The organism is Stenotrophomonas maltophilia (assembly GCF_047497515.2).
In the GTDB taxonomy this organism is placed as follows: Bacteria; Pseudomonadota; Gammaproteobacteria; order Xanthomonadales; family Xanthomonadaceae; genus Stenotrophomonas.
Genome location: NZ_JAXAXL020000015.1, coordinates 30,030 through 51,788, shown reverse-complemented (window position 1 = coordinate 51,788; position 21,759 = coordinate 30,030). Strand labels below are relative to the sequence as shown.

The following is a 21,759-nucleotide window of genomic DNA, read 5'->3' as shown; positions in this document are numbered from 1 at the left end:
ATGCGCCTGGCCACTGCGCTGCTGGCCCTGCTGCTGTGGCTGCCGCTGGCGTCGCAGGCACAGCCGCTGGCGCCGATTCCGGCGCTGGATTCGCCGGTGGTGGACACCACCGGCACGCTGGATGCCACGCAGCAGCAGGCACTGGTGCAGCAGGCCGTTGAGTTGCAGCAACGCAAGGGCAGCCAGCTGCAGGTGCTGGTCGTGCCCACTACCCAGCCGGAAGACATCGCGCAGTACACCACGCGGGTCTTCGACCAGTGGCAGATCGGCCGCAAGGGCGTGGATGACGGCGTGCTGCTGGTGGTGGCCAAGGATGACCGGCGTGTGCGCATCGAACCCGGCTACGGCCTGGAGGGCGCGATTCCCGATGCCATCGCCAACCGGGTCATCCAGGAATACCTGGTGCCGCGCTTCCGCAGCGGTGACTATGCCGGTGGCATCACCGACGCTACCGGCATGCTGGTCAAGCTGATCGATGGCGAAGATCTGCCGGCGCCGGTCAGCGGCCATCGCGGGCGCGAACCCGACGGTGGGGGCGACACCTGGTTCCTGGCGCTGTTCATCGGTGTGTTCGCCGGCAGCATCCTGCGCGGGGTGTTCTCGCGCGTGCCGCGCCCGCTGCGCGGCCTGCTTGGCGGCGCCGGCGCGGCGTTGGCGGCGTTCCTGTTCACCTCCACGCTGCTGGCCAGCGGCCTGGCCGGCATCGTCGGCCTGATCGTCGCCATGCTCTCCGGGCACCCGGGCCGCTTTGCCGGTGGCGGTGGCTGGGGCGGTGGCAGCTGGGGCGGCGGAGGCGGCTTCGGTGGAGGCGGTGGCTTTGGCGGCGGCGGTTGGGGCGGCGGCGGTGGCCGTTCCGGCGGCGGCGGCGCATCGGGAGGCTGGTGATGATCCAACGTCTGTGCCGCCATCTGTTCTCGCCGTCGGTACGGCGCGCGTTCCCGCCGGCCACGCTGCAGGCGATCACCGAGGCCATCGCGGCAGGTGAGCAGCGCCACGGCGGCCAGGTGATGTTCGCGGTGGAGGCCGATCTGCCGCTGCACGCGCTGTGGTGCAAGGTCACCCCACGCCAGGCCGCCGAACATGCCTTCGCCCGCCTGCGCACCTGGGATACCACCCACAACAACGGCGTGCTGATCTACCTGCTGCTGGCCGACCACGCCATCGAGATCGTCGCCGATCGTGGCCTGCACGGCAGGGTCAGCCCGGCGCAATGGCAGCGGGTCTGCACCCATCTGCGCGAGGGCCTGCGCGGGGCCAACCCGGTGGCGGCGCTGCAGGGCGCCATCGATGAAGTGTCGAGCCTGATCGAAGGGCACTTTCCGGCGGCGGCGCGGTCCGAGGATGACGCGTTGCCGGACACCCCGCAGATCCTGGGCTGAACCCCGTTCTGCGATGTGCTGGCCGACCCGTGCCGATGCCGGCGCGGGGCCGGGCCGGGACGCTAAAATGTCCGTACTCCTGCCAGGCGTCTTCCATGATCTATTTCCACGACATCGACCCCATCGCCCTCTCGCTGGGGCCGATCAAGGTGCATTGGTACGGCATCATGTACCTGCTCGGCTTCACCGCGGCCTGGCTGCTGGGCCGCAAGCGCATCGCCGACGGGCGCCTGCCGGGCGTCGATGCCAACGGCTTCTCCGACCTGCTGTTCTACGCCATGCTCGGCGTGGTGCTGGGCGGGCGCATCGGCTACATGCTGTTCTACGCGCTGGGCGATTTCCTGCACAACCCGCTGCTGCTGTTCAAGGTGTGGGATGGCGGCATGAGTTTCCACGGCGGCCTGCTGGGCGTGATCGCGGCCTGCTGGTGGTGGTCGCGCAAGCACGCGCTGCACTTCTTCGACACCATGGATTTCATGGCGCCGCTGGTGCCGCTGGGCCTGGGCTTCGGCCGCATCGGCAACTTCATCGGCGCCGAACTGTGGGGCAAGTACACCGATGGAAGCTGGGGCGTGGTGTTCCCGTCCGGCCTGCCGGCGCCGCTGAACCAGCTCGACCACGCGACGCTGCAGGCGCAGTTCGCCAGCGGCGCGCTGAACCAGTTCGCGCGCCATCCGTCGCAGCTGTACGAAGCCTTCCTGGAAGGCTTGGTGATGTTCGTGGTGCTGTGGACGGTATCGGCCAAGCCCCGCCATCGTTACCTCATCGGTGGCCTGTTCGCGCTGCTGTACGGCATCTTCCGCTTCGCGGTGGAGTTCGTGCGCATGCCGGACAACGGCATCTACGTGGCCTTCGGCTGGCTGACCAAGGGCCAGATCCTGTGCGTGCCGTTGATCGCCTTCGGCTTGGTGCTGCTGGTGATGTCGCGCCGCGCGCCGGTGCTGCAGCCGCAGCCGATGGTGGCTACTGAGGGCAAGGCATGAAGCCCTACCTGGACCTGCTCTCGCATGTGCTTGAGCACGGCGCCGAAAAGAGCGACCGCACCGGCACCGGCACCCGCAGCGTGTTCGGCTGGCAGATGCGCTTCAACCTCAACGACGGCTTCCCGCTGGTCACCACCAAGAAGCTGCACCTGCGCTCGATCATCCACGAGCTGCTGTGGTTCCTGAAGGGCGACACCAACATCGGCTACCTGAAGGACAACCAGGTCCGCATCTGGGACGAATGGGCCGATGCCAATGGCGATCTCGGCCCGGTGTACGGCAAGCAGTGGCGCAGCTGGGCCACGGCCGATGGCGGTGCGATCGACCAGATGCAGTGGCTGGTGGACGAGATCAAGCGCAACCCCGATTCGCGCCGGCTGGTGGTCAGTGCCTGGAACGTGGGTGAGCTGTCGCAGATGGCGCTGATGCCGTGCCACAACCTGTTCCAGTTCTACGTGGTGGACGGCAAGCTCAGCTGCCAGCTGTACCAGCGCAGTGGCGACATCTTCCTCGGCGTGCCGTTCAACATCGCCAGCTACGCGCTGCTGACCCACATGGTGGCGCAGGCCACCGGCCTGGGCGTGGGCGATTTCGTGCATACGCTGGGCGATGCGCACCTGTATTCGAACCATTTCGAACAGGCCCGCGAACAGCTGTCACGTGAACCGCGCGCGCTGCCGACGCTGTGGTTGAACCCGGACGTGACCGACCTGTTCGGTTTCCAGTTCGACGATATCCGCATCGACGGCTACGACCCGCATCCGGCGATCAAGGCACCGGTGGCGGTGTGAGCACGATGACGCTGTCGATGATCGTCGCGCTGGACCGCAACCGCGGCATCGGCCAGGGCAATGCCATGCCCTGGCATCTGCCGGATGACTTCAAGCACTTCAAGGCACTGACCCTCGGCAAGCCGATCCTGATGGGGCGCAAGACCGCCGAATCGATCGGCCGTGTGCTGCCGGGGCGGACCAACCTGGTGCTGACCCGCAGCGGCCAGGTGCCGTTTGAAGGCATGCGCGCGGTGGCCTCGCTGGACGAGGCCAAGGCGATTGCCGAAGGCGAGGGCGCCAGCGAGCTGTGCATCATCGGCGGTGGCGAGATCTTCCGCCAGCTGCTCGACCAGGCCAGTGACCTGTACCTGACCTGGGTTGATGCCGAAGTGCCGGCCGACACCCATTTCCCCGAGGTGGATGCGCACGACTGGCAGGAAGTGAACAGCGAACCGCACCCGGCTGACGCGCGCCACGCCTACGCGTTCCGCTTCGTGCACTACGTGCGCCGCTGACCTCGGAAATGCCAACGAAAACACCGACGGGGTAGAGTCGACTATCGCGCGCAGCGCGGGGTTTTCAGGGGGGCCAGGAGCAGTCGACTAACAGTCGACTCTACCGGGACTGCTGCTACGGCATCCGGTAATGCCCGATGATCGCGTGCTGGAACAGCAGGTTCTCTTCGCGGGTGCCGCGCGCGATGTTGTGCAGCACCAGCGGCGTGCCATCGGCCAGCCGCCGGTCGGAGACGATGCCGACGTGCAGCAGGCCGTTGCCGTTGAGCTTCCAGGCCACGATGTCGCCGGCCGCGTAGTCGGTGGCGAGGGCGGTGACCGGTTGCTGCCAGCCCTGCCGCTCGAACCAGCGCATCAGGTTCGGCACGCGGCGATGATCGATGTTGCGATCCGGTCGGGACAGGCCCCAGATGGCGGGATAGGCGCTGAAATTGCCGCGCATGTCTTCATGCACGCGGGCCTGCAGGTCCAGGCCCTGGTTGCGCAGGGCACGCACCACCACGTCAGTGCAGACACCACGGTCCAGCGGGACATCGCCACCGGGATAGGCCAGCACCCGGTAGGCCGGGTCGTAGCGGGTGGTCACGCCGATCTGCGCGCGTGCGGCGGTCACCAGGGGCGGCGAAGGCGCCTGCGGGTGTGCCGGCGAAGATGCGGTGTTTTCCGCGGCGCCGGGGGCAGGGGCGGAACCGGGCTGGCAGCCGCTGGCCAGCGCCAGCGCCAGCAGCAGCACCGTCCTTGGTGCCCGGCCCGCGCGCATCATGCCTGCGGCGGGGCGCCGTTGTTGCCTGGGCCCGGGGAACCACCCGCACCGCCACCGCCGCGACGGCGACGACGGCGCGGTCCACGGCTGCCCGGGTTGGCTGCAGGGGCGCTGCCGCTGCCCTGTTCCTTGCCCTGCGAAGCCGCGGCCGGTCGCTCATGCGCCGGGCGCGCCAGCGGGCGCGCATTGGGCACCGGAGCCGGAACATCGCGGCCGGGCACCTGCACCACGCGCAGCTCATCGGTATCCAGCTGCAGTGCGGTCAGCTTGCCGCCCCATACCGCGCCGGTGTCGATGGCATGCACGCCCTGGGTGATGGTCAGGCCCAGTGCGGACCAATGGCCGCAGACGACCTTCAGATCGCGTTCGACGCGGCCTGGCACTTCGAACCAGGGGTACAACCCCTGTTCCTGCGTGCCCGGCGTGCCCTTGTCCTCGATGCCGATGCGCCCGCGCGGGGTGCAATAGCGCATGCGGGTAAGCACGTTGATGATCGCGCGCGAGCGGTCATAGCCGGACAGGTTCGGTGCCCAGCTGGGCTTGTCGCCATACATGTTGCGGAACAGCTTGCGGTAGCCGGCACCGTGCAGCTGCACCTCGACTTCCGCGGCATGCTTCTCGGCCATCTGCGTGGTCCACTTCGGGGCCAGGCCGGCGTGCACCATCATCCAGCCCAGCTCGCGATCCACGTGCACCAGCTTCTGCAGGCGCAGCCATTCGAGCAGTTCGTCGCGGTCTTCGGCCTGCACGATGCGCAGCAGGTCCGGGTTGACCTTGCGCTGTTCCTCTTCGGTGCGCGCACCGACGGCCAGCAGCGACAGGTCATGGTTACCCAGCACCACCACGCTGTGCTCGCGCAGCGAATGCACCAGCCGCAGCGTTTCCAGCGACTGGCCGCCGCGGTTGACCAGGTCGCCGCAGAACCACAGGGTGTCCTGCGCCGGATCGAAGCGGATCTTCTCCAGCAATCGCTGGGTAACGTCGTAGCAGCCCTGCAGGTCGCCGATCGCCCACACACTCATCGTTCGGCCTCCGTGTCAGTGCAGGGTGCGCGGGATGGCCAGCACGAAGGGTGCGACCGGCGCGGCAAATTCGGTGCCGTCGTCGGCGACCATGTCGTAGTGGCCCTGCATGGTCCCGTGATCGGTCCCCAGCATGACACCGGACGTGTAATGGAAGTCTTCACCGGGACGCAGGCGCGGCTGCTCGCCGATCACCCCGTCACCATCGACATGCTCGACGCGACCGTTGGCATCGGTGATGCGCCAGTGGCGTGCGACCAGGCGTGCGGCGACCCGCCCCTGGTTGTGGATGCGGATCGTATAGGCGAACGCATAGCGACCGTCTTCCGGCGCGGATTGATCGTCGAGGAAGCGCGGCGCGACTTCGACGGAGATGGCATAAACGTCAGCGTTTTCCATACCGGCAGTGTAATCAGGAGGCATTGGCCAAAGCGATGAATTCGGCCACGTCCAGCTGTTCGGCGCGGGCATCGGGACGCACGCCGGCGGCAAGGAACTGCTCGGCGGACACCACATTGTTCAGGGCATTGCGCAGGGTCTTGCGGCGCTGGCCGAAGGCGGCCTTGACCACGTCGGCGAAGCGCTTGTGATCGGCGATGTTGATGCTGGCCGGGTCGCGCGGCACCAACCGCACCACGGCCGAATCGACCTTCGGCGGCGGCCGGAAGGCACCCGGCGGCACCACGAACAGCGAGGTCACCTGGCAGTACGCCTGCAGCATCACGCTGAGGCGGCCGTAGACTTTGCTGCCCGGACCAGCCGCCATGCGGTCGACCACTTCCTTCTGCAGCATGAAGTGCATGTCGCGGATCACCGCGGCATGGTCCAGCGCATGGAACAGGATCGGCGAGGAGATGTTGTAGGGCAGGTTGCCGACCAGGCGGATCGGCTGGCCGTCGGCCAGCTCGGTGAAGTCCACGCGCAGCACGTCGCGGTGGACGATGGTCAGCTCGCCCAGCGGTTCGGCGGCGGCAGTGAGCGGCGCGATCAGGTCGCGGTCGAACTCGATCACCGTCAGCTTCGGATGCACGCGCAGCAGCGGCAGCGTGATCGCGCCCTGGCCAGGACCAATCTCGACCAGGCGGTCGCCGTCTTTCGGGTTGACCGCCATCACGATCTTGTCGATGTAGTGGCGATCGGCCAGGAAATGCTGGCCAAGCTGCTTCTTGGCCGGTGCGGTGAACACCGGGCCGGAGGGGGAATGCGGGGAATTCATGCGCTCAGTGTACGTTGCCGCGCAAGCTGCGCACACAGCGCCGTTGCCGCCTGCAGGCTGGAGGGATCGGCGATGCCGCGGCCGGCCAGATCCAGCGCGGTGCCATGGTCGACCGCCACGCGCGGATAGGGCAGGCCCAGGGTCAGGTTCACCGCCTGTTCGAAGCCCGAGTACTTCAGCACCGGCAGGCCCTGGTCGTGGTACATGGCCAGCACGGTGTCGAAGCCGGCCAGCTTGGCCGGCAGGAAGGCGGTGTCGGCCGGCAGCGGCCCGACCAGGTCCATGCCGTCTGCGCGCAGGCGCTGCAGCAGCGGGATGATCAGGTCCAGCTCCTCGCGGCCCAGGTGGCCGTCTTCACCGGCGTGTGGGTTCAGGCCAAGTACGGCGATGCGCGGCGCAGGCAGGCCGAACTCGCGGCGCAGCGCGGCGTGCACGGTGCGCAGGGTGTGTTCCAGGCCGGGGGCGGTGATCGCATCGGCCACCGCGCGCAGGGGCAGGTGGGTGGTGGCCAGGGCCACGCGCACGATGGGGTTGGCCAGCATCATCACCACGCTCACCCCGGCCTGGTCGGCCAGCAGTTCGGTGGTGCCGCTGTAGGCGATGCCGCCTTCGTTGATGACCGCCTTGTGCACCGGGCCGGTCACCACGCCGTGCAGTTCACCGGACAGGCAGGCCTGGCCGGCGCCGAGCAGGGCGCCGATGACGGCGTGGGCATTGCCCGGCTCGGCCTGGCCAAACCGGCTGGGCACGGCATTGGCGACCACGCGCAGGCGCAGATCTCCGGGGACGCGCGCTTCGGCGTCCTCGGGCAGCAATTGCAGGGGCAGGTTCAGCGCGGCCGCAGCCGCGCGCAGGGTATCCGGGTCGGCGAATGCCAGCAGCCGGCAATCTTCACGCGGCTGCTGGACCAGGCGGACACACAGTTCCGGACCGATCCCGGCGGGCTCGCCCGGTACCAGAGCGAGCTCGGGGCGCATCGGTCAGGACTGCGGCGGCGTGGCGGTGTTTTCCGCGCGGTCGCCGCTGCGGAAGCTGACGTAGGCTTCGCCGCGCAGTTCCTGCAGGAAGCGGTTGTACTCGTCCTCCAGCTTGCGGCGGCCGATGGTCTCGCGGACCTGGGCGCGCTGGTTATCGTTGGTCACGTCGGTCTGGCGGGTGGCCACGCGCTGCACGATGTGCCAACCGGCATCGGTACGGAACGGCTGGCTGACGCCGCCATCCTGGAGGCCGGAAACCTGCTGGCCAAACGCCGGACCGAACGCGTCGGCCGGGAACCAGCCCAGATCGCCGCCCTGGCCCTTGCTGTTGTTGTCCTCGGAGGACTCCTTGGCAACGGTCTCGAAGTCCGCGCCACCGGCGATGCGGGCACGCAGGGTATCGATCTTGGCCTTGGCGGCTGCGTCGGTCTGGTGGTCGTCCACGCGCACCAGGATGTGGCGGCCGTGGTACTCGGTAACGGTGCTGGCGCCGGCAGCCGCGCTGGCATCGCGCACTTCCACCAGCTTCAGCAGCTGGAAGCCGCTGGGGCCGCGGATCGGGCCGACCACTTCGCCCGGCTTCATCTTTTCCATCATCTGCGCGAACGCCTGCGGGATTTCATCCAGGCTGCGCCAGCCCAGGTCGCCGCCTTCCAGCGCGTTGGGGCTGTCCGAATAGCGTACGGCGGCCGCATTGAAGTCCAGCTCGCCCTTGTCCAGCAGCGACTTCACGCCGTCGGCCTTCTTCTGGCCGGTGGCGATCTGGTCGGCATTGGCGCCGTCGGGCACGGCGACCAGGATGTGCGCCAGATGGTACTGGTTGCCGGCCGTGGCCTGCTGCTTCAGCGCGGCATCGACTTCGCCCTCGCTGACACTGATGCGGCTCTGCGCAAAGCTCTGGCGCAGGCGCTGCACGGTGATCTCGTCACGCACCGACGCACGGAAATCGTTGAAATCGATGCCGTCATGGGCCAGGCGCTGGCGCAGGGCGTCCAGGTTCGAACCGTTCTGCTGGGCGATGGTATTCATCGCCTGGTTCAGCTCCTGGTCGCCGACGCGGATGCCGCTGCTCTGCGCGCGGGCCACCTGCAGCTTGACCAGCACCAGGCGCTCGAGCACCTGGCGGCTCAGGACGTCTTCCGGCGGCAGCTGGTTCTCACGGCCGGCGTACTGCGCCTTGATGTTGGCGATTGCACGCTGGAGTTCGCTCTGCAGGATGACGTCCTCATCGACGACAGCGGCAATGCGGTCAAGCGCCTGCGCCTGCTGGGCAAGGACCTGCAGGGGGGCGGACACGCTGGACACCGCCAGCAGTGAGGCGAGAAGAACGGGGAAGCGCTTGGTCATGGGATCAGATTCGGATCGTAGTCATCCCGGGTCGCCCCGGTGTTGCTGGGCGGCACCAGATAGAGGTCGTCGCGGTTGTAGCCGAGGATAGCACGGCGCAGCGTACGGTCCGTGTCCTGGCCGATGGAGCTCAGGCCCTTCAGGACGAACTCCACCTGGATGGCATTGTTCATTTGGCCTTCGCGGTTGCGCACGTAGCGGCGGGCGACCGCACGCACGGCCAGGCAGCAGCTGTCCCACTGGACGCCGGCGATGATTTCCAGCGGTTCCTTGTCCTGCAGCGAGTAGTAATAGCGGCCGACCAGGCTCCAGCGCGCATTCAGCGGGTACAGGAACGACAGGTCGGCCTGCTCCAGCAGGGTCCGATCGTGCTTGTTCGCACCGGGCAGGGCGCCGGCATTGATGCGGTAACGGTAGCTCAGGTTGACCACGCCATCGTTGGGCATCAGGTAGCGGGCGCGGACGCTGGCCAGATCCTCGCGCTTGTACTTCGGATCCCACTGGTAGGTGGCGCCCAGGGTCCAGCGGTCGTTGATCATGTAGTTGCCGTCGGCGATCCAGGCCGACTTGCCCTTCTCCACCGGTTCACCGCCGGGGGTGACGGTCACTCGCGACTCATCGAAGTACTGGATCTGGCCGATCGAGGCAGAGAAGCGCTCCTTGCCGGTGGTCTGGTCGATGAAGCGGGTACTCAGCGCCAGGGTCAGCTGGTTGGCGTCGTTCTGGCGGTCGGCGCCGGTATAGCGCGAATCGCGGAACAGCTGGCCCCAGCTGAAGGTGAAGTCACGCGTATCGAAGATCGGCAGCTCGTCCTGGTTGCGGTACGGCGTGCGCAGGTAGAACAGGCGCGGCTCCAGGGTCTGCAGGAACGTCTTTCCGCGGATGCTGGTTTCGCGGTCGAAGAACAGGCCAGCGTCGATGCTGCCGATCGGCAGGCTGCGGCTGGGCGAGGTATTGCCGCGCAGCTGCTCGGGCGTGGCCGTGGTCGGGTCGATGTCCTGCGAGCGCAGGATCTGGGCCTGGATGCCGTTGACGCCGTCGACCAGCCCGCGGTCAAGCTGGTAGGCGGTGTAACGGTAGGCCAGGGTCGGGGTCACATACCAGGCCGCGCCGCTGATCGGGAACGACACATACGGCTTCACGTCCAGTCGCGAACCACCGCTGACACCAACGCCGGAGGTGAGCTGCTGGCCCGTCCGCGTGTACTGCAGATCGTCGCCGGTGCCGACGGCGTTCTTGAAGTTGATGTCGTCGTGGGTGAAGCGCACGGCTTCGGCGTAGATGCCCGTTTCCAGCCATGAACGGACCGGCTTGTCCCAGTTGAAGTACAGGCGCGGCTGGCGGTTGTAGGGCAGCGCGCGCTCGTCGAGGGTGTAGTCGGTCAGCTGCCAGCGGTCGGCCATGATCCCGGCCGTCCAGTTCTTGCCGGTGCCGTACAGGCCGACCGTGCTCTGCAGGTTCGACGCGGTCACGCCGACCAGGCGGTTGGCGAAGTCCTCGACATAGCGCTCGTCGCTGACCCAGGCCAGGTTGGCGCGGGCCTGCCAGTGGCTGTCCACGTTGTGATAACCGGCGAACATCACCCGGCCGCGATCACGATCACGCAGCTTGTCGTTGGGGATGAAAGAGGTCAACACCTCGCCCCGGCCGCCGTTGTAGAGGTAGCGGAACTCGTTGTCGAGCAGGATGCCGCGCCGGCTCATGTAGCGCGGGGTCAGCGTATCGTCGTAGTTCGGCGCCAGGTTGAAGTAGATCGGCTGCGCATAGTCCACGCCGTTGCGCCCGGACATGCCCAGCTGCGGGAACAGCAGGCCGGTCTTGCGGCGGTCGTCGATCGGGAACTTGAAGTACGGTGCCCACAGCACCGGCACCTTGCCGATGCGCAGCACGGCGTTGCGCGCGGTGCCGAAGCCTTCGTCGTTGTCCACTTCGATCTGCGGCGCCGACAGCTTCCACACCGGCTGCGAGGGGTCGCAGGTGGTGTAGGTGGAGCGGTGCATCTGGCCGACCGCACCCTGCAGGTCGACCGACTCGGCGTCGCCGTTGCCGCGGCGCGACACCAGCTGGTACTTGATGTCGGTGATCTTGTGGGTGTCGCTTTCCTGGTTGCCCTCGGCACGCTTGGCGACCATCCGGATCGACCCGTCCTGGTAGCGCACGTTGCCGTCGGCGATGTAGTTGCCGGTTTCGGTATCGAAGCTGAGCTTGTCGGTGCCGACGAACTGGTCGCCACGGCGCAGCGCCACGTTGCCCTCGTATTGCGGCACGGTGGTGGTGCCCAGCAGCTGGTCACCCTCGATGTCGGTCGGCTGCTGCTCGCGCGCGGCGGCGGCGCTGGCCTTGTCCTGGCCGGGAAGCGGGGTCGGGGCGTCGGTGAACGCAGGAATGACGTCGGTGGCCGGGCACAGGCCCCAGTTGAGCGGCTTTTCATCGGCCATCACCGGTAGGCTGATGGCGATGCTCAGGGGCAGGGGAAGCAGGCGGAGGGCTCGGCGCACGCGGTTCGGATTCGGGCGAAAACGAACGGTAGCTTGCCCCATCCCTTGCATAGGGGCAATGAAGGGCGTCGAAGCCTGCCGGTTCGGGTTCATCCGGCAGCACCGCCGGCTGCCGGTGAGATCAGCGCCTGGACATGGGCCACGCTGCACTCGGCAAGGGCTTGCAGGTCGTAGCCACCCTCCAGCATCGAGACCACCCGGCCCGCCGCGTGGCGCCGTGCCAACGCATGCAGCTCGCGGGTGATCCAGGCGAAATCGTCGGTTTCCAGCATCAGGTCGGCCTGCGGGTCGCGAAGATGGGCGTCGAAGCCGGCCGAGATCAGCAGCAGCTGCGGGCGGAAGTCATCGATGGCCGGCAGCATCTCGTCGGCCCAGACATTGCGGAAGCGGAAACCGCCGCTGCCGGGGGGCAGCAGGATGTTCATCAGGTTACCGGCGCCGCGGTCACGGCGCAGCCCGGAATTGGGGAACAGGCCAGCCTGGTGGGTGCTGTAGTACGAGACCCGGGCGTCGTGCTGGAAGATGTCCTGGGTGCCGTTGCCGTGGTGCACGTCGAAGTCGACCACCGCGATCCGTTCCAGGCCGTGGCGGTCACGGGCGTAGGCGGCGGCGATGGCGATGTTGTTGAGCAGGCAGAAGCCCATCGCGGCGCTGCTGGTGGCATGGTGGCCGGGTGGGCGTACCGCGCAGAACGCCAGCGGGTCCTGGCCCAGCATCACCGCATCGACCGCGGCCACGCCGGCGCCGGCCGCATGCACCGCGGCACTGGCCGAACCCGGTGAGGTCCAGGTGTCCATGTCCAGCTGCCGCAGCGGCGCGGTCTGCGGCTGCAGCACCAGGTCGAGCAGCGCACTGTCGTGGACGCGGGTCAGTTCGCCGAACTTGGCCGGCGGCGCTTCACGCCATTCGAGCTGGCCGGGAAAGGCCGCATGCAGCGCATCAAGCACCGATTGCAGGCGTTGCGGACATTCAGGATGGCCGGGACCGGGGTCATGCAGCAGGCAGGACGGATGGGTATAGACCAGCATCGTGCCGACTCAGCGCTGGCGGTGCTGTGGTTGCCACAGCGCCTCGCCCTGGCCATCGGCGCGGGCCAGTACCCGCGCCAGCACGAACAGCAGGTCCGACAACCGGTTGAGGTATTGCAGTGCCTCGCTGCGAACGCTTTCGTGGCGCGCCAGGGTGACCGTCTCGCGCTCGGCGCGGCGGACGATGGTGCGTGCCAGGTGGCAGCGTGCGGCCGCCTCGCCGCCGGCCGGAAGGATGAACTCCTTCAGCATCGGCAGGCCGCCGTTGTAGTGGTCCAGCTGCTGCTCCAGCGCCGAGACATCGGCCGCGTGGATCGCGGCGTGGCCGGGGATGCAGAGCTCGGCGCCGAGGTCGAACAGCTGGTGCTGCAGGTGCACGACCAGGGCGCGCACGTCGTCGGGCAGTGGGGCTGCCAGCAACAGGCCGAGTGCGGCATTGGCCTCGTCGACGGTGCCGTAGGACGCGACCCGGGCGTCATCCTTGGCCACGCGCTGGCCGTCGCCGAGGCCGGTGCTGCCATCGTCGCCGGTGCGGGTATAGATACGCGAGAGGCGATGACCCATGCGGCGGCTCAGTGGCGGATGTCGCGGCGGGCCTGCTGGAGCTTCAACACCTGCTCCACGGCCAGCTGCAGGGCGGCGGCCAGCGCCACATAGATCGCCGTGGTGCGCAGGTAGGGCCCGAACCACTGCACATAGTTCTGCGCCCAGCCAGCCAGGGTCGGTTCGGCCACGTTGCGGCTGGTCCAGTAGAAGCCTCCCTGCGCCAGCAGGTGGCAGACCGCCACCGAAGCGACCAGCAGCAGGGCGCCCTTGGCCAGGACTGGCCAGCGTGCGCTCTGGTAGTTGCGGCCCAGCAGCATGCCGCCGGCCCACAGTGAGAAATAGGCCGGCAGCAGCAACCAGTAGCCCGGCGAGACGCAGTAGTGCTGCCAGAAATCCAGGCCACTGCTGCGGATCACGATCCAGTCGACCAGCACCGCGAACACCATCAGCAGCGGGAACGCCCAGCGTGTCCAGCGCGCCAGGTAGAAGCCGCCGATGAAAAACACCGCCCAGGAAGCATCGGGGATCGCCGCGAAGTGGTTGACGCGCGTCGCCGCCAGCAGCAGGACCAGCACGGACAGGACGAAGGCGCGGTTGACGGTGTCGGACATGGCGGCGGGCCCGGAGCGGATTCAGGTTTCATTCTAGCCCGCCCCGCAGCTTGGCGCAGAGCCCGCCGTTCGGCGTACAGACGGGACGAGCGCGTATCATGAACGCATGAGTGAACGACATGACGTGCTGATCGTCGGGGGCGGGCTGGTCGGCGCCAGCCTGGCCATTGCCCTGGAGCGCCTGGGCCGTGACGTGGGCCTGCTTGAGGCCAGCCCGGCCGGCGAACTGCCGGCGGTGTTCGACCAGCGCAATCTCAGTTTCGCTGCGGCCACCGTCAACGCGTTGACCGCGCTGGGCGTGATGCAGAAGCTGGCGATGGCGCCGGGCCCGATCCGGCGTATCCATGTCAGCCGCGCCGGCGATTTCGGCCGGGTCCAGCTCGACGCCGCCGACTACGACCGGCCGTGGTTCGGGCAGGTGGTGGTGGCGCGCGATTTCGGCCAGGCCCTGGAGGCACGGCTGCAGGAGCTGCCGCGACTGCGCCGTTACCGGCCGATGCGATTCCTGGGCCTGGGCGAGGTGGTCGATGGCTACCGCCAGGTGCGGGTGGCCGACGAGGCGGGCGAACGCCTGCTGCTGGCCCGGCTGGTGGTCGGTGCCGATGGCACCCCCAGTGGCGTGCGCGATGCGCTGGGCATCGAGGTCGACCGCCATGATTTCCAGCAGACGCTGTTTGTCGCCCGCGTGCGCAGCCAGCGCGCGCCCGACGGTACGGCGTGGGAGCGCTTCACCGATACCGGCCCGACCGCGCTGCTGCCGCGTGGCGACCGCCACTTCGGCACCGTGCACGGCGTTGCCCGCGATCAGGCGGATGCGGTGACGGCGCTGGACGATGCGGCATGGCTGCAGCGGCTGCAGCATGCGATCGGTTGGCGTGCCGGTCGCCTGCTGGAATCGGGCCCGCGCAGTGCTTACCCGCTGATCCAGGTGCTGGCGCGCGCGCTGGCCGGAGAGCGCGCGGTACTGCTCGGCAATGCCGCACAGACCATCCACCCGTTGGGTGCGCAGGGCTTCAACCTGGGCCTGCGCGATGCGCTGACCCTGGCTGAACTGCTGGAGGATTCAAACGACGATGCCGGCAGCGATGCGCTGCTGCAGGCGTATGTCGCGCGCCGCGAGGAAGATCGCCGGCAGACAGTGGCGTTCTCCGGTGGGCTGGCACGCCTGACCAGCAACCCGGCGCCGCTGTTGCGGCCGCTGCGCAGCCTGGGCCTGGTGGCCGCACAGCGCGCCTCGGTGCAGTCGATGCTGGTCGGTGGCGCGATGGGCTTCCGCGGCGAGGTGCCGCGCCTGTGCCGTGGAGACGCCGCATGAACCGGCGCGCGCGACTGGACGTGGCGATCGTCGGCGGCGGCGTGGTCGGTGCGGCCTGTGCCTTGGCGCTGGCCGATGCCGGTCTCTCTGTTGCACTGGTCGAAGGCCGCGAGCCAGCGCCGTGGCAGGCCGCACAGCCGGACCTGCGGGTGTTCGCCTTTGCCGCCGACAATGTGCAGCTGTTGCAGCGCCTCGGCGTGTGGCCGGCGATCGCGCAGGCCCGCGCTTGGCCGTACCGGCGCATGCAGGTGTGGGATGCGGCCGGCGGTGAGGATCTGCTGTTCGATGCCGATCGTTTCGGTCGCAGCGAACTGGGCTACATCGTCGAGAACGGCCTGCTGCAGGATCGCCTGTGGGCCGCGCTGACGGCGGCCGGCGTGCAGCTGCACTGCCCGGCGCGGGTGGAAGCGCTGGAGCAGGATGAAGAGAGTGTTCGCCTGCGCCTGGACGATGGGCGCCGCCTGGAAGCCGCATTGGCCGTGGCCGCCGATGGCGCCGAATCGACCCTGCGCCAGCTGGCCGGGATCGAGGTCGAGCGGCATGACTACCACCAGCGTGGCGTGGTGGCCTACGTGGACAGCGAGCTGCCGAACCAGGCCACGGCCTGGCAGCGCTTCCTGCCGACCGGGCCGCTGGCGCTGCTGCCGGTGGCCGAGCGCCGCAGCTCGATTGTCTGGACGCTGCCCGAAGACGAGGCCGCTCGCGTGCTGGCCCTGGACGAGACGGCATTCAACCGCGAACTGACCCGCGCCTTCGCCGCCCGCCTGGGTGAACTGCGATTGGCGTCCCCGCGCGCCGCGTTCCCGCTGCGCCGGCAGTTGGCCCGGCACTACGTGGCCGGCCGCGTGCTGGCACTGGGCGATGCCGCGCACGTGGTGCATCCGCTGGCGGGGCAGGGCGTGAACCTGGGGCTGCGCGACGTCGCCGCCCTGCAGCAGTGGCTGGCGCCTTCGGCTGCGCGCCGTGGCCAGCCGCGCCTGTCACCGCAGCGGCTGCAGCGCTGGGCCCGCGAACGTCGCAGCGACAATCACATCGCCGCCTACAGCTTCGATGCGATCAACCGCTTGTTCTCCAACGACGAGATGCACCTGACCCTGGCCCGCGGCCGCGCGCTGGGCTGCGTGGGCAAGTGGCCGCCTCTGGTGCAGGCGTTCTGGAAGCGCGCCGCCGGCGTCTGATCGGAGTACAGGCCGCTCTGGCAGGTGCCAACCTAGGTTGGCACCTACCGAGAGAGGGTCGTGTGCCCGGCGTCAGTAGATCCACGCCATGCGTGGATGAAGATCGCGACAGTGGATCAATCGACCAGCCAACCCGCCAGGTCGGCACGGTCAAGCTTGCCGCGGTGCTTGCGGTCCAGCGCGTTGAACTCGTCGGCCAACGCCGGGTTGGCCTGTGCTTCTTCGCGGCTGATGAAGCCATCGCCGTTCACGTCCAGCTCGCTGAAACGGATGCGGTACTGGCCAACCACGCTGCTCGGCTCCAGCGAACGTACCGTCACCTGTGCCTCGCCGGCCGGCTGCGCTATCTCCACGCTGCCGGTGACCCGGCCTGCGCCCAGCGGTTGCTGGCGGATCGTACCACCGGTCGGGCCCAGCGGTTGGCTCTGCGCCGGTGTATGCGGCAACTGCTGGGCAAGGGCAGGCGCCGCCGCCAGCAAGGCGATCAGTAGTGGAGTCGAGCGGTATCGCATGGTTGCATCCCTCGGTAGCGCCGGGCCATGCCCGGCGGGCACGATGGCCTCAGCGCAGCGGCGAAGCCAGTACGGTGATCTCTTCGCGGTCGTGGTACAGCTGCTTGGCGCGCACCACCAGCGGCTTGCCGGCCTGGTCCTGGAACAGGTCCAGGCACAGCCGGGTCTCGTCCCAACGCTTCTTCATCGGCAGTTTCAGGTTGAAGATCGCATGCCGGCACCAGCCTTCGCGGAACCAGGTCGCCATGCGCTCGGCCACGCGGCGCGGCTGCTCGACCATGTCGCAGACCATCCAGTCCAGCGGCTGCTCCGGGTGCCAGTGGAAGCCGTCGGCGCGCAGGTGCTCGACCAGGCCAGTGTCCAGCACGTGCTGGCGCAGCGGGCCGTTGTCGATGCTCAGTACGTGCATGTGCTGGCGGGTCAGCACCCAGGTCCAGCCGCCCGGTGCAGCACCGAGGTCGGCCGCACGCATGCCAGGCTTGGCCAGTGCCTCGCGCTCTTCCGGCGTCAGCAGGGTCAACAGCGCCTCGTCCAGCTTCAGCGCCGAACGCGAGGGCGCTTCGGGCAGCAGCTTCAGGCGCGGAATGCCCAGCGCCCACGGCGCGCTGTCGGCCGGGTCGGCCACGCAGACGAAGGCGTGGGTGCCATCGACGAACACCACGTGCAGGCGTGGCAGGTGGTTGTTCGGCTTGTCGGTCAGCTTGCCGGCCTTGCGCAGCGCCGGGCGCAGTGCATTGCCGAAGGCACGTGCCAGGCCGGACAGCGGCTTGCCCGCATCCGAGTCGGGATGCTCCACCCACAGGTCGCCGAAGCGCGGCGCATCGGCCAGCACCTCCAGCATCGGCGTGATGCGGTCGGCCGGATCCAGCTGCGGCAGCTCGGCCAGCACCACCAGCTTCTGCCGCGCGAAGATCAGCTCGCGCCAGCGCAGGCGCGGTGCCAATGCAGCGGCTTCGTCGCACATGAAAAGCACATAGCCGTCATTGCGCTGGGTGCGCGCATAGCCGGCGAAACCGGCTTCGCCCGCGCGGAACTGCAGCTCGCCGGCCAGCTCGGGCTCGAAGCCCTGCCGGCACAGGCACAGCAGGCCGATGCCGGCCTCAGTAACGGGCGCCATCGCTTTCCCCATAGGCGCGCAGCACGCTGCGTGCGGCGTCCCGGTTCAGGCCCTGCACCACTTCGATGCCGCGCTTGTTCAGTTCACCGACCCAGTCGGCCGGCAGCGGGCCTTCGTCGAACGGGGTCAGCTCCTCGACGTCGGCCGAGTTGGCGCCGATCAGCAGGCGGTCGATGCCGGCCCACACCGTGGCGCCGTAGCACTGGCAACACGGCTGCGAACTGGTGGCCAGGGTGACCGGCGACAGCACCGCGTTCAGGCGCGGGGTCTGCAGGCGCTGCTGGGCCAGCATGTAGGCCATGTTCTCGGCGTGTGCCAGCGAGGTCGCGTGCGGCATCACCCGGTTCACGCCGGCAGCGATCACCTTGTCATCCGGGCCGAACACCACCGCACCGAAAGGGCCGCCACTGGCGTGCTCGACGTTCAGCCGCGACAGCTCGATCGCCAGCGCGACCTTGGCCTCATCGCCCGGATATCGACGATCCAGGTCGATCTGGTCGTGGATCCAGGCGGGAAGGGTCAGGTGGACTTGCGCGTACAGCATCGCGGGGGTGCCTCGTGTGGGATGGAAGAAAGTGCGGTTGCTTGGGAAACCGGCGCGCAGTGTAGCCGCACCGGCCTGTACCGGGTGTGGCGAGGGGTCAGCCCGGCGAGCCGGTGCGGATCACCACGTACTGCTTGCGGAACTCCAGGCCGGCCTTTGGCCAGCTGGCCGCGTAGGCGCGCAGCAGGGGAAGGGCGGCGGCGAAGTCGTGGCCGTTGACCCGGCAATCGGCCTCGCACCAGCCCTCGGCATCGCGCGAGGCGAACAGGCGGATGGCCAGGAACTGACGCGCCCTCAGCAGCTCGTCGAAGGCATCGATGCTGCGGGTGAACAGGCAGCAGGGGCAGGAACCGTGGTCGTCTTCGCTGCAGGTGGTTTCATCCACCTCCTGCGCGCGGTAGTGGGCCAGTGGTCCCAGCACCACGGTGCGCTGGTGATCCTCACCCTCGTCCTCGGCCGGATAGGACAGGCCCATCATCGGCAGGCCCTGCGCGCCTGCGGCGCCGACGGCGGTCTGCAGGGTTGCCAGGTCCACCCGGGTCCAGGTCTGCAGGCCGGACAGCAGCGAAGCGTGCTCATCGGCGCCATTGGCGTGCTGGTACTCGAACAGGCCATCGGCGAACAGCAGCGGGTGCTGGATCTCGATGACGGTAGAGGTCTGCCAGCCACCGTTGTCCCGTTCGTGCGCAGCCATCGCATGCGGGGTCAGTCGCAGGCCGCTGTCCAGCAGCAGTGCGCTGCCGTCGACGCGGCAGGCGATGCCGTTTTCCTGCAGCACCTGCTGCAGCAGCGGGAGAAGGGCGGTGGACGTCGTGGTCATGTCAGGCCTGTGGATGGATCGGGTGGAACATCCAGGCCGGGCCTGGTGCTAGTGGTCAAGTGCTTCGCGTTCGGCGCGATAGCGCTGCGCGTCGGACTGCTGCTGCGGATCGTTGCCATGATCACGCAGCCAGGTGTCCAGCTCGAGGCGATAGTCTTCGCGGAACTCTGCATTGCCCGGGCTGAAATGCAGCTTGCGTGCCGCCACCTCCACCCGCTCGCGTGCGCTGGCCCGGGCCTGGGCGATGCCGTGCGGCGATTCGTTGGTGAGGATGACGAAGTTGCGCGGGAAGCCCGGGGTGTACTTCACCACGAACGGCTGGTTCTGCGCCGGAATGCGGATCGCGTTCTCCAGTGGCCACAGTGAGGCGGTGTTGGTATGGAACACGACCTCCACGTCACGGCCCTCGGCGGTACGCAGCACCGCTTCGTAGCGCCAGATGTACTGCTCGTTGAGGGTGGAGTTGGTTTCCTCGGCCTTGACGATCACCGCTTCACCACGCTCGCCCACTGCATTGAGGAAGGTGGCGTTGAGGAAGCTGCCTAGGAAGATGTTGAGCATCGCCAGCGGGAACACCACGATGGCGTAACCCGGGAAGCGGCGCCACCACGAGACCAGCCCGGCCAGCACCATCGCTGCAAAGAACGTCAGCAGCGGATGCTGCGAGATGAACCAGAGCAGGGCAGACAGGGCGGTGATCATCGTCGCGGGCGTGCGGGCGCCGTGCTGGCGCCCGCGCAGGTCCTCAGGCCGACCAGGTGTCGCGCAGGGTCACGCTGCGGTTGAACACCGGCTTGGCCTCGGCGTGGTCGCGGCGGTCGGCAACGAAGTAGCCGGTACGTTCGAACTGGAACGACTGCTCCGGGGCGGCGCTGGCCGCGGCCGGCTCGACATAGCCGGTGACGGTGCGGCGCGATTCCGGGTTGAGGTAATCGCGGTAGGTCTTGCCTTCCGATTCGTCGTCCGGGTTCGGCACCGAGAACAGGCGGTCGTACAGGCGGATTTCGGCCGGCACGCCATGCACGGCGCTGACCCAGTGGATGGTGCCCTTGACCTTGCGGTTGGCGCCTTCCATGCCCGGGCGCGATTCCGGATCCAGCCAGCCGCGCAGCTCGGTGATGGTGCCGTCGGCATCCTTGATCACTTCATCGCAGCGGATGATGCCGGCGCCGCGCAGGCGTACTTCGCCACCCGGAACCAGGCGCTTCCAGCCCTTCGGCGGCACTTCGGCGAAGTCCTCGCGATCGATCCACACTTCGCGTGCGAACGGCACTTGGCGGCTGCCGAAGCTTTCGTCCTTCGGATGGTTGCTGAAGGTCAGCTGCTCTTCGTGGCCTTCGGGCAGGTTGCTCAGCACCAGCTTGACCGGGTCGACCACGGCCATGCGGCGCGGCGCGGCGCTGTCCAGGTCTTCGCGCAGCGCGCCTTCCAGCACGCTGAAGTCGATCAGCGAATTCTGCTTGCTGATGCCCACGCGTTCGGCGAACAGGCGCATCGCGGCCGGGGTATAGCCACGGCGGCGCAGGCCCTGCAGGGTCGGCATGCGCGGGTCTTCCCAGCCGTCCACCAGCTGTTCGGTGACCAGCGCCATCAACTTGCGCTTGCTCATCACCGTGTAGTTGATGTTCAGGCGCGAGAACTCGATCTGGCGCGGCTTGGCGGCTTCGCGCGGCAGGCCGGCGTCGACCAGCGGCTGGGTCAGCGCATCGTCGTGGGCGAAATCGACGTTGTCCACGCACCAGTCGTACAGCGGGCGGTGGTCTTCGAACTCCAGCGTGCACAGCGAATGGGTGATGCCTTCGATGGAATCGCCCAGCGCGTGCGCGAAGTCGTACATCGGGTAGATCGGCCACGCGTTGCCGGTGTTCTGGTGCTCGACGTGCTTGATGCGGTACAGGGCCGGATCGCGCAGGTTGATGTTGCCGCTGGCCATGTCGATCTTGGCGCGCAGGGTGCGCGCACCATCCGGGAACTCACCGGCGCGCATGCGGCGGAACAGGTCCAGGTTCTCCTCGACGCTGCGGTCGCGCCACGGCGACGGGCGGCCCGGCTCGGTCAGGGTGCCGCGGTAGGCGCGCACTTCCTCGGCCGACAGGTCGCAGACATAGGCCTTGCCCTGTTCGATCAGCTTCTCGGCGGCCAGGTAGTAGGTCTGGAAGTAGTCCGAGGCGTGGCGCAGCTCGTTCCACTCGAAGCCCAACCAGCGCACGTCGTCCTGGATCGCGGCCACGTATTCCGGGTCTTCCTTGGCCGGGTTGGTGTCGTCGAAGCGCAGGTTGCAGACACCGCTGAACTCACCGGCGATGCCGAAGTTCAGGCAGATCGACTTGGCGTGGCCGATGTGCAGGTAGCCGTTCGGCTCGGGCGGGAAGCGGGTCTTGATCGCCTGGTGCTTTCCGCTGGCCAGGTCCTCGCGCACGATCTGGCGGATGAAATCGCGCTTTTCGTGGCTGTCGGCGGGGGTCTCGGGGCTGGCGGGGGTGTGCTCGGACATGAGTCTGGGGCGAAAAAGGGCAGAAAGACCAACAGTCTAGCGCGTACGGCGCAGGGCTGCCCGGCGGCGCCTGGGTTGCCGGCCAGCGGCCGGCACTACCAACCCCTCTTCCGGTAGTGCC

The 21,759-nt window shown here is 68.3% G+C and carries 23 protein-coding genes; 7 read left to right on the top strand and 16 right to left on the bottom strand.

The annotated features are described in order from the left end of the window. The 5 genes from ACMZPQ_RS17890 to ACMZPQ_RS17870 all read left to right on the top strand — a co-directional run bounded on the left by ACMZPQ_RS17890 (position 1) and on the right by ACMZPQ_RS17870 (position 3,650). Positions 1-885 (top strand): TPM domain-containing protein, encoded by an 885-nt coding sequence (locus ACMZPQ_RS17890; RefSeq protein ID WP_197582569.1) that lies wholly within the window; start codon positions 1-3, stop codon positions 883-885. Beyond that, positions 885-1,379: a TPM domain-containing protein gene (locus ACMZPQ_RS17885; protein WP_197582570.1), complete on the top strand. Its 495-nt coding sequence runs from the start codon at positions 885-887 to the stop codon at positions 1,377-1,379. The genes ACMZPQ_RS17890 and ACMZPQ_RS17885 overlap by 1 nt, the downstream gene beginning before the upstream one ends. Before the next feature lie 95 nt (positions 1,380-1,474). Then, positions 1,475-2,362: a prolipoprotein diacylglyceryl transferase gene (lgt, locus tag ACMZPQ_RS17880; RefSeq protein WP_197582571.1), complete on the top strand. Its 888-nt coding sequence runs from the start codon at positions 1,475-1,477 to the stop codon at positions 2,360-2,362. Next, on the top strand, positions 2,359-3,153 hold the full coding sequence (locus tag ACMZPQ_RS17875; RefSeq protein WP_197582572.1) for a thymidylate synthase: 795 nt from the start codon (positions 2,359-2,361) through the stop codon (positions 3,151-3,153). The genes lgt and ACMZPQ_RS17875 overlap by 4 nt, the downstream gene beginning before the upstream one ends. Positions 3,154-3,158: 5 nt before the next feature. After that, entirely contained in the window at positions 3,159-3,650 is a 492-nt protein-coding gene (locus ACMZPQ_RS17870) for a dihydrofolate reductase (protein WP_197582589.1), read from the top strand. Positions 3,651-3,765: 115 nt separating this feature from the next. Here the strand turns inward: ACMZPQ_RS17870 and ACMZPQ_RS17865 are convergent, their stop codons facing one another. From ACMZPQ_RS17865 to ACMZPQ_RS17820, 10 genes are all read right to left on the bottom strand, one after another. Then, on the bottom strand, positions 3,766-4,413 hold the full coding sequence (locus ACMZPQ_RS17865; RefSeq protein WP_197582573.1) for a DUF1287 domain-containing protein: 648 nt from the start codon (positions 4,411-4,413) through the stop codon (positions 3,766-3,768). Further along, entirely contained in the window at positions 4,410-5,435 is a 1,026-nt protein-coding gene (locus ACMZPQ_RS17860) for a symmetrical bis(5'-nucleosyl)-tetraphosphatase (RefSeq protein ID WP_197582574.1), read from the bottom strand. The genes ACMZPQ_RS17865 and ACMZPQ_RS17860 overlap by 4 nt, the downstream gene beginning before the upstream one ends. Positions 5,436-5,450: 15 nt before the next feature. Then, the gene (apaG, locus tag ACMZPQ_RS17855; protein ID WP_197582575.1) at positions 5,451-5,834 is read right to left on the bottom strand and encodes a Co2+/Mg2+ efflux facilitator ApaG/CorD; all 384 of its coding nucleotides are present in this window, start codon (positions 5,832-5,834) and stop codon (positions 5,451-5,453) included. Positions 5,835-5,847: 13 nt separating this feature from the next. Further along, complete coding sequence (rsmA, locus tag ACMZPQ_RS17850; protein WP_197582576.1) at positions 5,848-6,651, bottom strand: 16S rRNA (adenine(1518)-N(6)/adenine(1519)-N(6))-dimethyltransferase RsmA; 804 nt, start codon at positions 6,649-6,651, stop codon at positions 5,848-5,850. Continuing rightward, positions 6,648-7,628 (bottom strand): 4-hydroxythreonine-4-phosphate dehydrogenase PdxA, encoded by a 981-nt coding sequence (gene pdxA, locus ACMZPQ_RS17845; RefSeq protein ID WP_197582577.1) that lies wholly within the window; start codon positions 7,626-7,628, stop codon positions 6,648-6,650. The genes rsmA and pdxA overlap by 4 nt, the downstream gene beginning before the upstream one ends. Before the next feature lie 3 nt (positions 7,629-7,631). After that, positions 7,632-8,975, bottom strand: coding sequence for a peptidylprolyl isomerase (locus ACMZPQ_RS17840; RefSeq protein WP_197582578.1), 1,344 nt, complete (start codon positions 8,973-8,975; stop codon positions 7,632-7,634). Then, positions 8,972-11,473: an LPS-assembly protein LptD gene (lptD, locus tag ACMZPQ_RS17835; protein WP_197582579.1), complete on the bottom strand. Its 2,502-nt coding sequence runs from the start codon at positions 11,471-11,473 to the stop codon at positions 8,972-8,974. Before lptD ends, ACMZPQ_RS17840 begins: the two co-directional genes overlap by 4 nt. A gap of 89 nt (positions 11,474-11,562) precedes the next feature. Then, positions 11,563-12,501, bottom strand: coding sequence for a histone deacetylase family protein (locus ACMZPQ_RS17830; RefSeq protein ID WP_197582580.1), 939 nt, complete (start codon positions 12,499-12,501; stop codon positions 11,563-11,565). A gap of 9 nt (positions 12,502-12,510) precedes the next feature. Continuing rightward, a complete protein-coding gene (locus ACMZPQ_RS17825; RefSeq protein WP_197582581.1) occupies positions 12,511-13,065 on the bottom strand; it encodes a cob(I)yrinic acid a,c-diamide adenosyltransferase in 555 nt (184 codons plus the stop codon). A gap of 8 nt (positions 13,066-13,073) precedes the next feature. Then, positions 13,074-13,658, bottom strand: a complete 585-nt coding sequence (locus tag ACMZPQ_RS17820; protein ID WP_197582582.1) for a hypothetical protein — start codon at positions 13,656-13,658, stop codon at positions 13,074-13,076. A gap of 106 nt (positions 13,659-13,764) precedes the next feature. Between ACMZPQ_RS17820 and ubiH the strand changes: the two genes are divergently transcribed. Next, positions 13,765-14,973 (top strand): 2-octaprenyl-6-methoxyphenyl hydroxylase, encoded by a 1,209-nt coding sequence (gene ubiH / locus ACMZPQ_RS17815; protein WP_197582583.1) that lies wholly within the window; start codon positions 13,765-13,767, stop codon positions 14,971-14,973. Further along, positions 14,970-16,151 carry a UbiH/UbiF family hydroxylase gene (locus ACMZPQ_RS17810; RefSeq protein WP_197582584.1) on the top strand — a complete coding sequence of 394 codons (1,182 nt, stop codon included), beginning with the start codon at positions 14,970-14,972 and terminating at the stop codon, positions 16,149-16,151. Before ubiH ends, ACMZPQ_RS17810 begins: the two co-directional genes overlap by 4 nt. A gap of 116 nt (positions 16,152-16,267) precedes the next feature. Here the strand turns inward: ACMZPQ_RS17810 and ACMZPQ_RS17805 are convergent, their stop codons facing one another. From ACMZPQ_RS17805 to ACMZPQ_RS17780, 6 genes are all read right to left on the bottom strand, one after another. Beyond that, entirely contained in the window at positions 16,268-16,663 is a 396-nt protein-coding gene (locus tag ACMZPQ_RS17805; protein WP_197582585.1) for an EF-hand domain-containing protein, read from the bottom strand. A 49-nt stretch (positions 16,664-16,712) separates the two neighbouring features. Beyond that, positions 16,713-17,780 (bottom strand): 23S rRNA (cytidine(2498)-2'-O)-methyltransferase RlmM, encoded by a 1,068-nt coding sequence (gene rlmM / locus ACMZPQ_RS17800; RefSeq protein WP_197582586.1) that lies wholly within the window; start codon positions 17,778-17,780, stop codon positions 16,713-16,715. Next, positions 17,764-18,324, bottom strand: a complete 561-nt coding sequence (locus tag ACMZPQ_RS17795) for a nucleoside deaminase (protein ID WP_004154307.1) — start codon at positions 18,322-18,324, stop codon at positions 17,764-17,766. The genes rlmM and ACMZPQ_RS17795 overlap by 17 nt, the downstream gene beginning before the upstream one ends. Before the next feature lie 97 nt (positions 18,325-18,421). Then, positions 18,422-19,144 (bottom strand): DUF6348 family protein, encoded by a 723-nt coding sequence (locus ACMZPQ_RS17790; protein ID WP_197582587.1) that lies wholly within the window; start codon positions 19,142-19,144, stop codon positions 18,422-18,424. Between the two features lie 48 nt (positions 19,145-19,192). Then, on the bottom strand, positions 19,193-19,846 hold the full coding sequence (locus tag ACMZPQ_RS17785) for a hypothetical protein (protein WP_197582588.1): 654 nt from the start codon (positions 19,844-19,846) through the stop codon (positions 19,193-19,195). A gap of 43 nt (positions 19,847-19,889) precedes the next feature. After that, complete coding sequence (locus ACMZPQ_RS17780) at positions 19,890-21,638, bottom strand: glutamine--tRNA ligase/YqeY domain fusion protein (RefSeq protein ID WP_053511385.1); 1,749 nt, start codon at positions 21,636-21,638, stop codon at positions 19,890-19,892. Between the last annotated feature and the right edge of the window lie 121 nt (positions 21,639-21,759).

Excerpts from the sequence above, each read along its gene's own strand:
- rlmM (WP_197582586.1), bottom strand. The coding sequence starts at position 17,780 with ATGGCGCCCGTTACTGAGGCCGGCATCGGCCTGCTGTGCCTGTGCCGG.
- ACMZPQ_RS17870 (WP_197582589.1), top strand. The coding sequence starts at position 3,159 with ATGACGCTGTCGATGATCGTCGCGCTGGACCGCAACCGCGGCATCGGC.
- ACMZPQ_RS17830 (WP_197582580.1), bottom strand. The coding sequence starts at position 12,501 with ATGCTGGTCTATACCCATCCGTCCTGCCTGCTGCATGACCCCGGTCCC.
- ACMZPQ_RS17825 (WP_197582581.1), bottom strand. The coding sequence starts at position 13,065 with ATGGGTCATCGCCTCTCGCGTATCTATACCCGCACCGGCGACGATGGC.
- ACMZPQ_RS17795 (WP_004154307.1), bottom strand. The coding sequence starts at position 18,324 with ATGCTGTACGCGCAAGTCCACCTGACCCTTCCCGCCTGGATCCACGAC.
- ACMZPQ_RS17885 (WP_197582570.1), top strand. The coding sequence starts at position 885 with ATGATCCAACGTCTGTGCCGCCATCTGTTCTCGCCGTCGGTACGGCGC.
- ACMZPQ_RS17840 (WP_197582578.1), bottom strand. The coding sequence starts at position 8,975 with ATGACCAAGCGCTTCCCCGTTCTTCTCGCCTCACTGCTGGCGGTGTCC.
- ACMZPQ_RS17785 (WP_197582588.1), bottom strand. The coding sequence starts at position 19,846 with ATGATCACCGCCCTGTCTGCCCTGCTCTGGTTCATCTCGCAGCATCCG.
- ACMZPQ_RS17780 (WP_053511385.1), bottom strand. The coding sequence starts at position 21,638 with ATGTCCGAGCACACCCCCGCCAGCCCCGAGACCCCCGCCGACAGCCAC.
- lgt (WP_197582571.1), top strand. The coding sequence starts at position 1,475 with ATGATCTATTTCCACGACATCGACCCCATCGCCCTCTCGCTGGGGCCG.
- ubiH (WP_197582583.1), top strand. The coding sequence starts at position 13,765 with ATGAGTGAACGACATGACGTGCTGATCGTCGGGGGCGGGCTGGTCGGC.
- apaG (WP_197582575.1), bottom strand. The coding sequence starts at position 5,834 with ATGGAAAACGCTGACGTTTATGCCATCTCCGTCGAAGTCGCGCCGCGC.
- ACMZPQ_RS17875 (WP_197582572.1), top strand. The coding sequence starts at position 2,359 with ATGAAGCCCTACCTGGACCTGCTCTCGCATGTGCTTGAGCACGGCGCC.
- ACMZPQ_RS17860 (WP_197582574.1), bottom strand. The coding sequence starts at position 5,435 with ATGAGTGTGTGGGCGATCGGCGACCTGCAGGGCTGCTACGACGTTACC.
- ACMZPQ_RS17805 (WP_197582585.1), bottom strand. The coding sequence starts at position 16,663 with ATGCGATACCGCTCGACTCCACTACTGATCGCCTTGCTGGCGGCGGCG.
- ACMZPQ_RS17865 (WP_197582573.1), bottom strand. The coding sequence starts at position 4,413 with ATGATGCGCGCGGGCCGGGCACCAAGGACGGTGCTGCTGCTGGCGCTG.
- ACMZPQ_RS17790 (WP_197582587.1), bottom strand. The coding sequence starts at position 19,144 with ATGACCACGACGTCCACCGCCCTTCTCCCGCTGCTGCAGCAGGTGCTG.
- ACMZPQ_RS17890 (WP_197582569.1), top strand. The coding sequence starts at position 1 with ATGCGCCTGGCCACTGCGCTGCTGGCCCTGCTGCTGTGGCTGCCGCTG.
- rsmA (WP_197582576.1), bottom strand. The coding sequence starts at position 6,651 with ATGAATTCCCCGCATTCCCCCTCCGGCCCGGTGTTCACCGCACCGGCC.
- ACMZPQ_RS17820 (WP_197582582.1), bottom strand. The coding sequence starts at position 13,658 with ATGTCCGACACCGTCAACCGCGCCTTCGTCCTGTCCGTGCTGGTCCTG.
- ACMZPQ_RS17810 (WP_197582584.1), top strand. The coding sequence starts at position 14,970 with ATGAACCGGCGCGCGCGACTGGACGTGGCGATCGTCGGCGGCGGCGTG.
- pdxA (WP_197582577.1), bottom strand. The coding sequence starts at position 7,628 with ATGCGCCCCGAGCTCGCTCTGGTACCGGGCGAGCCCGCCGGGATCGGT.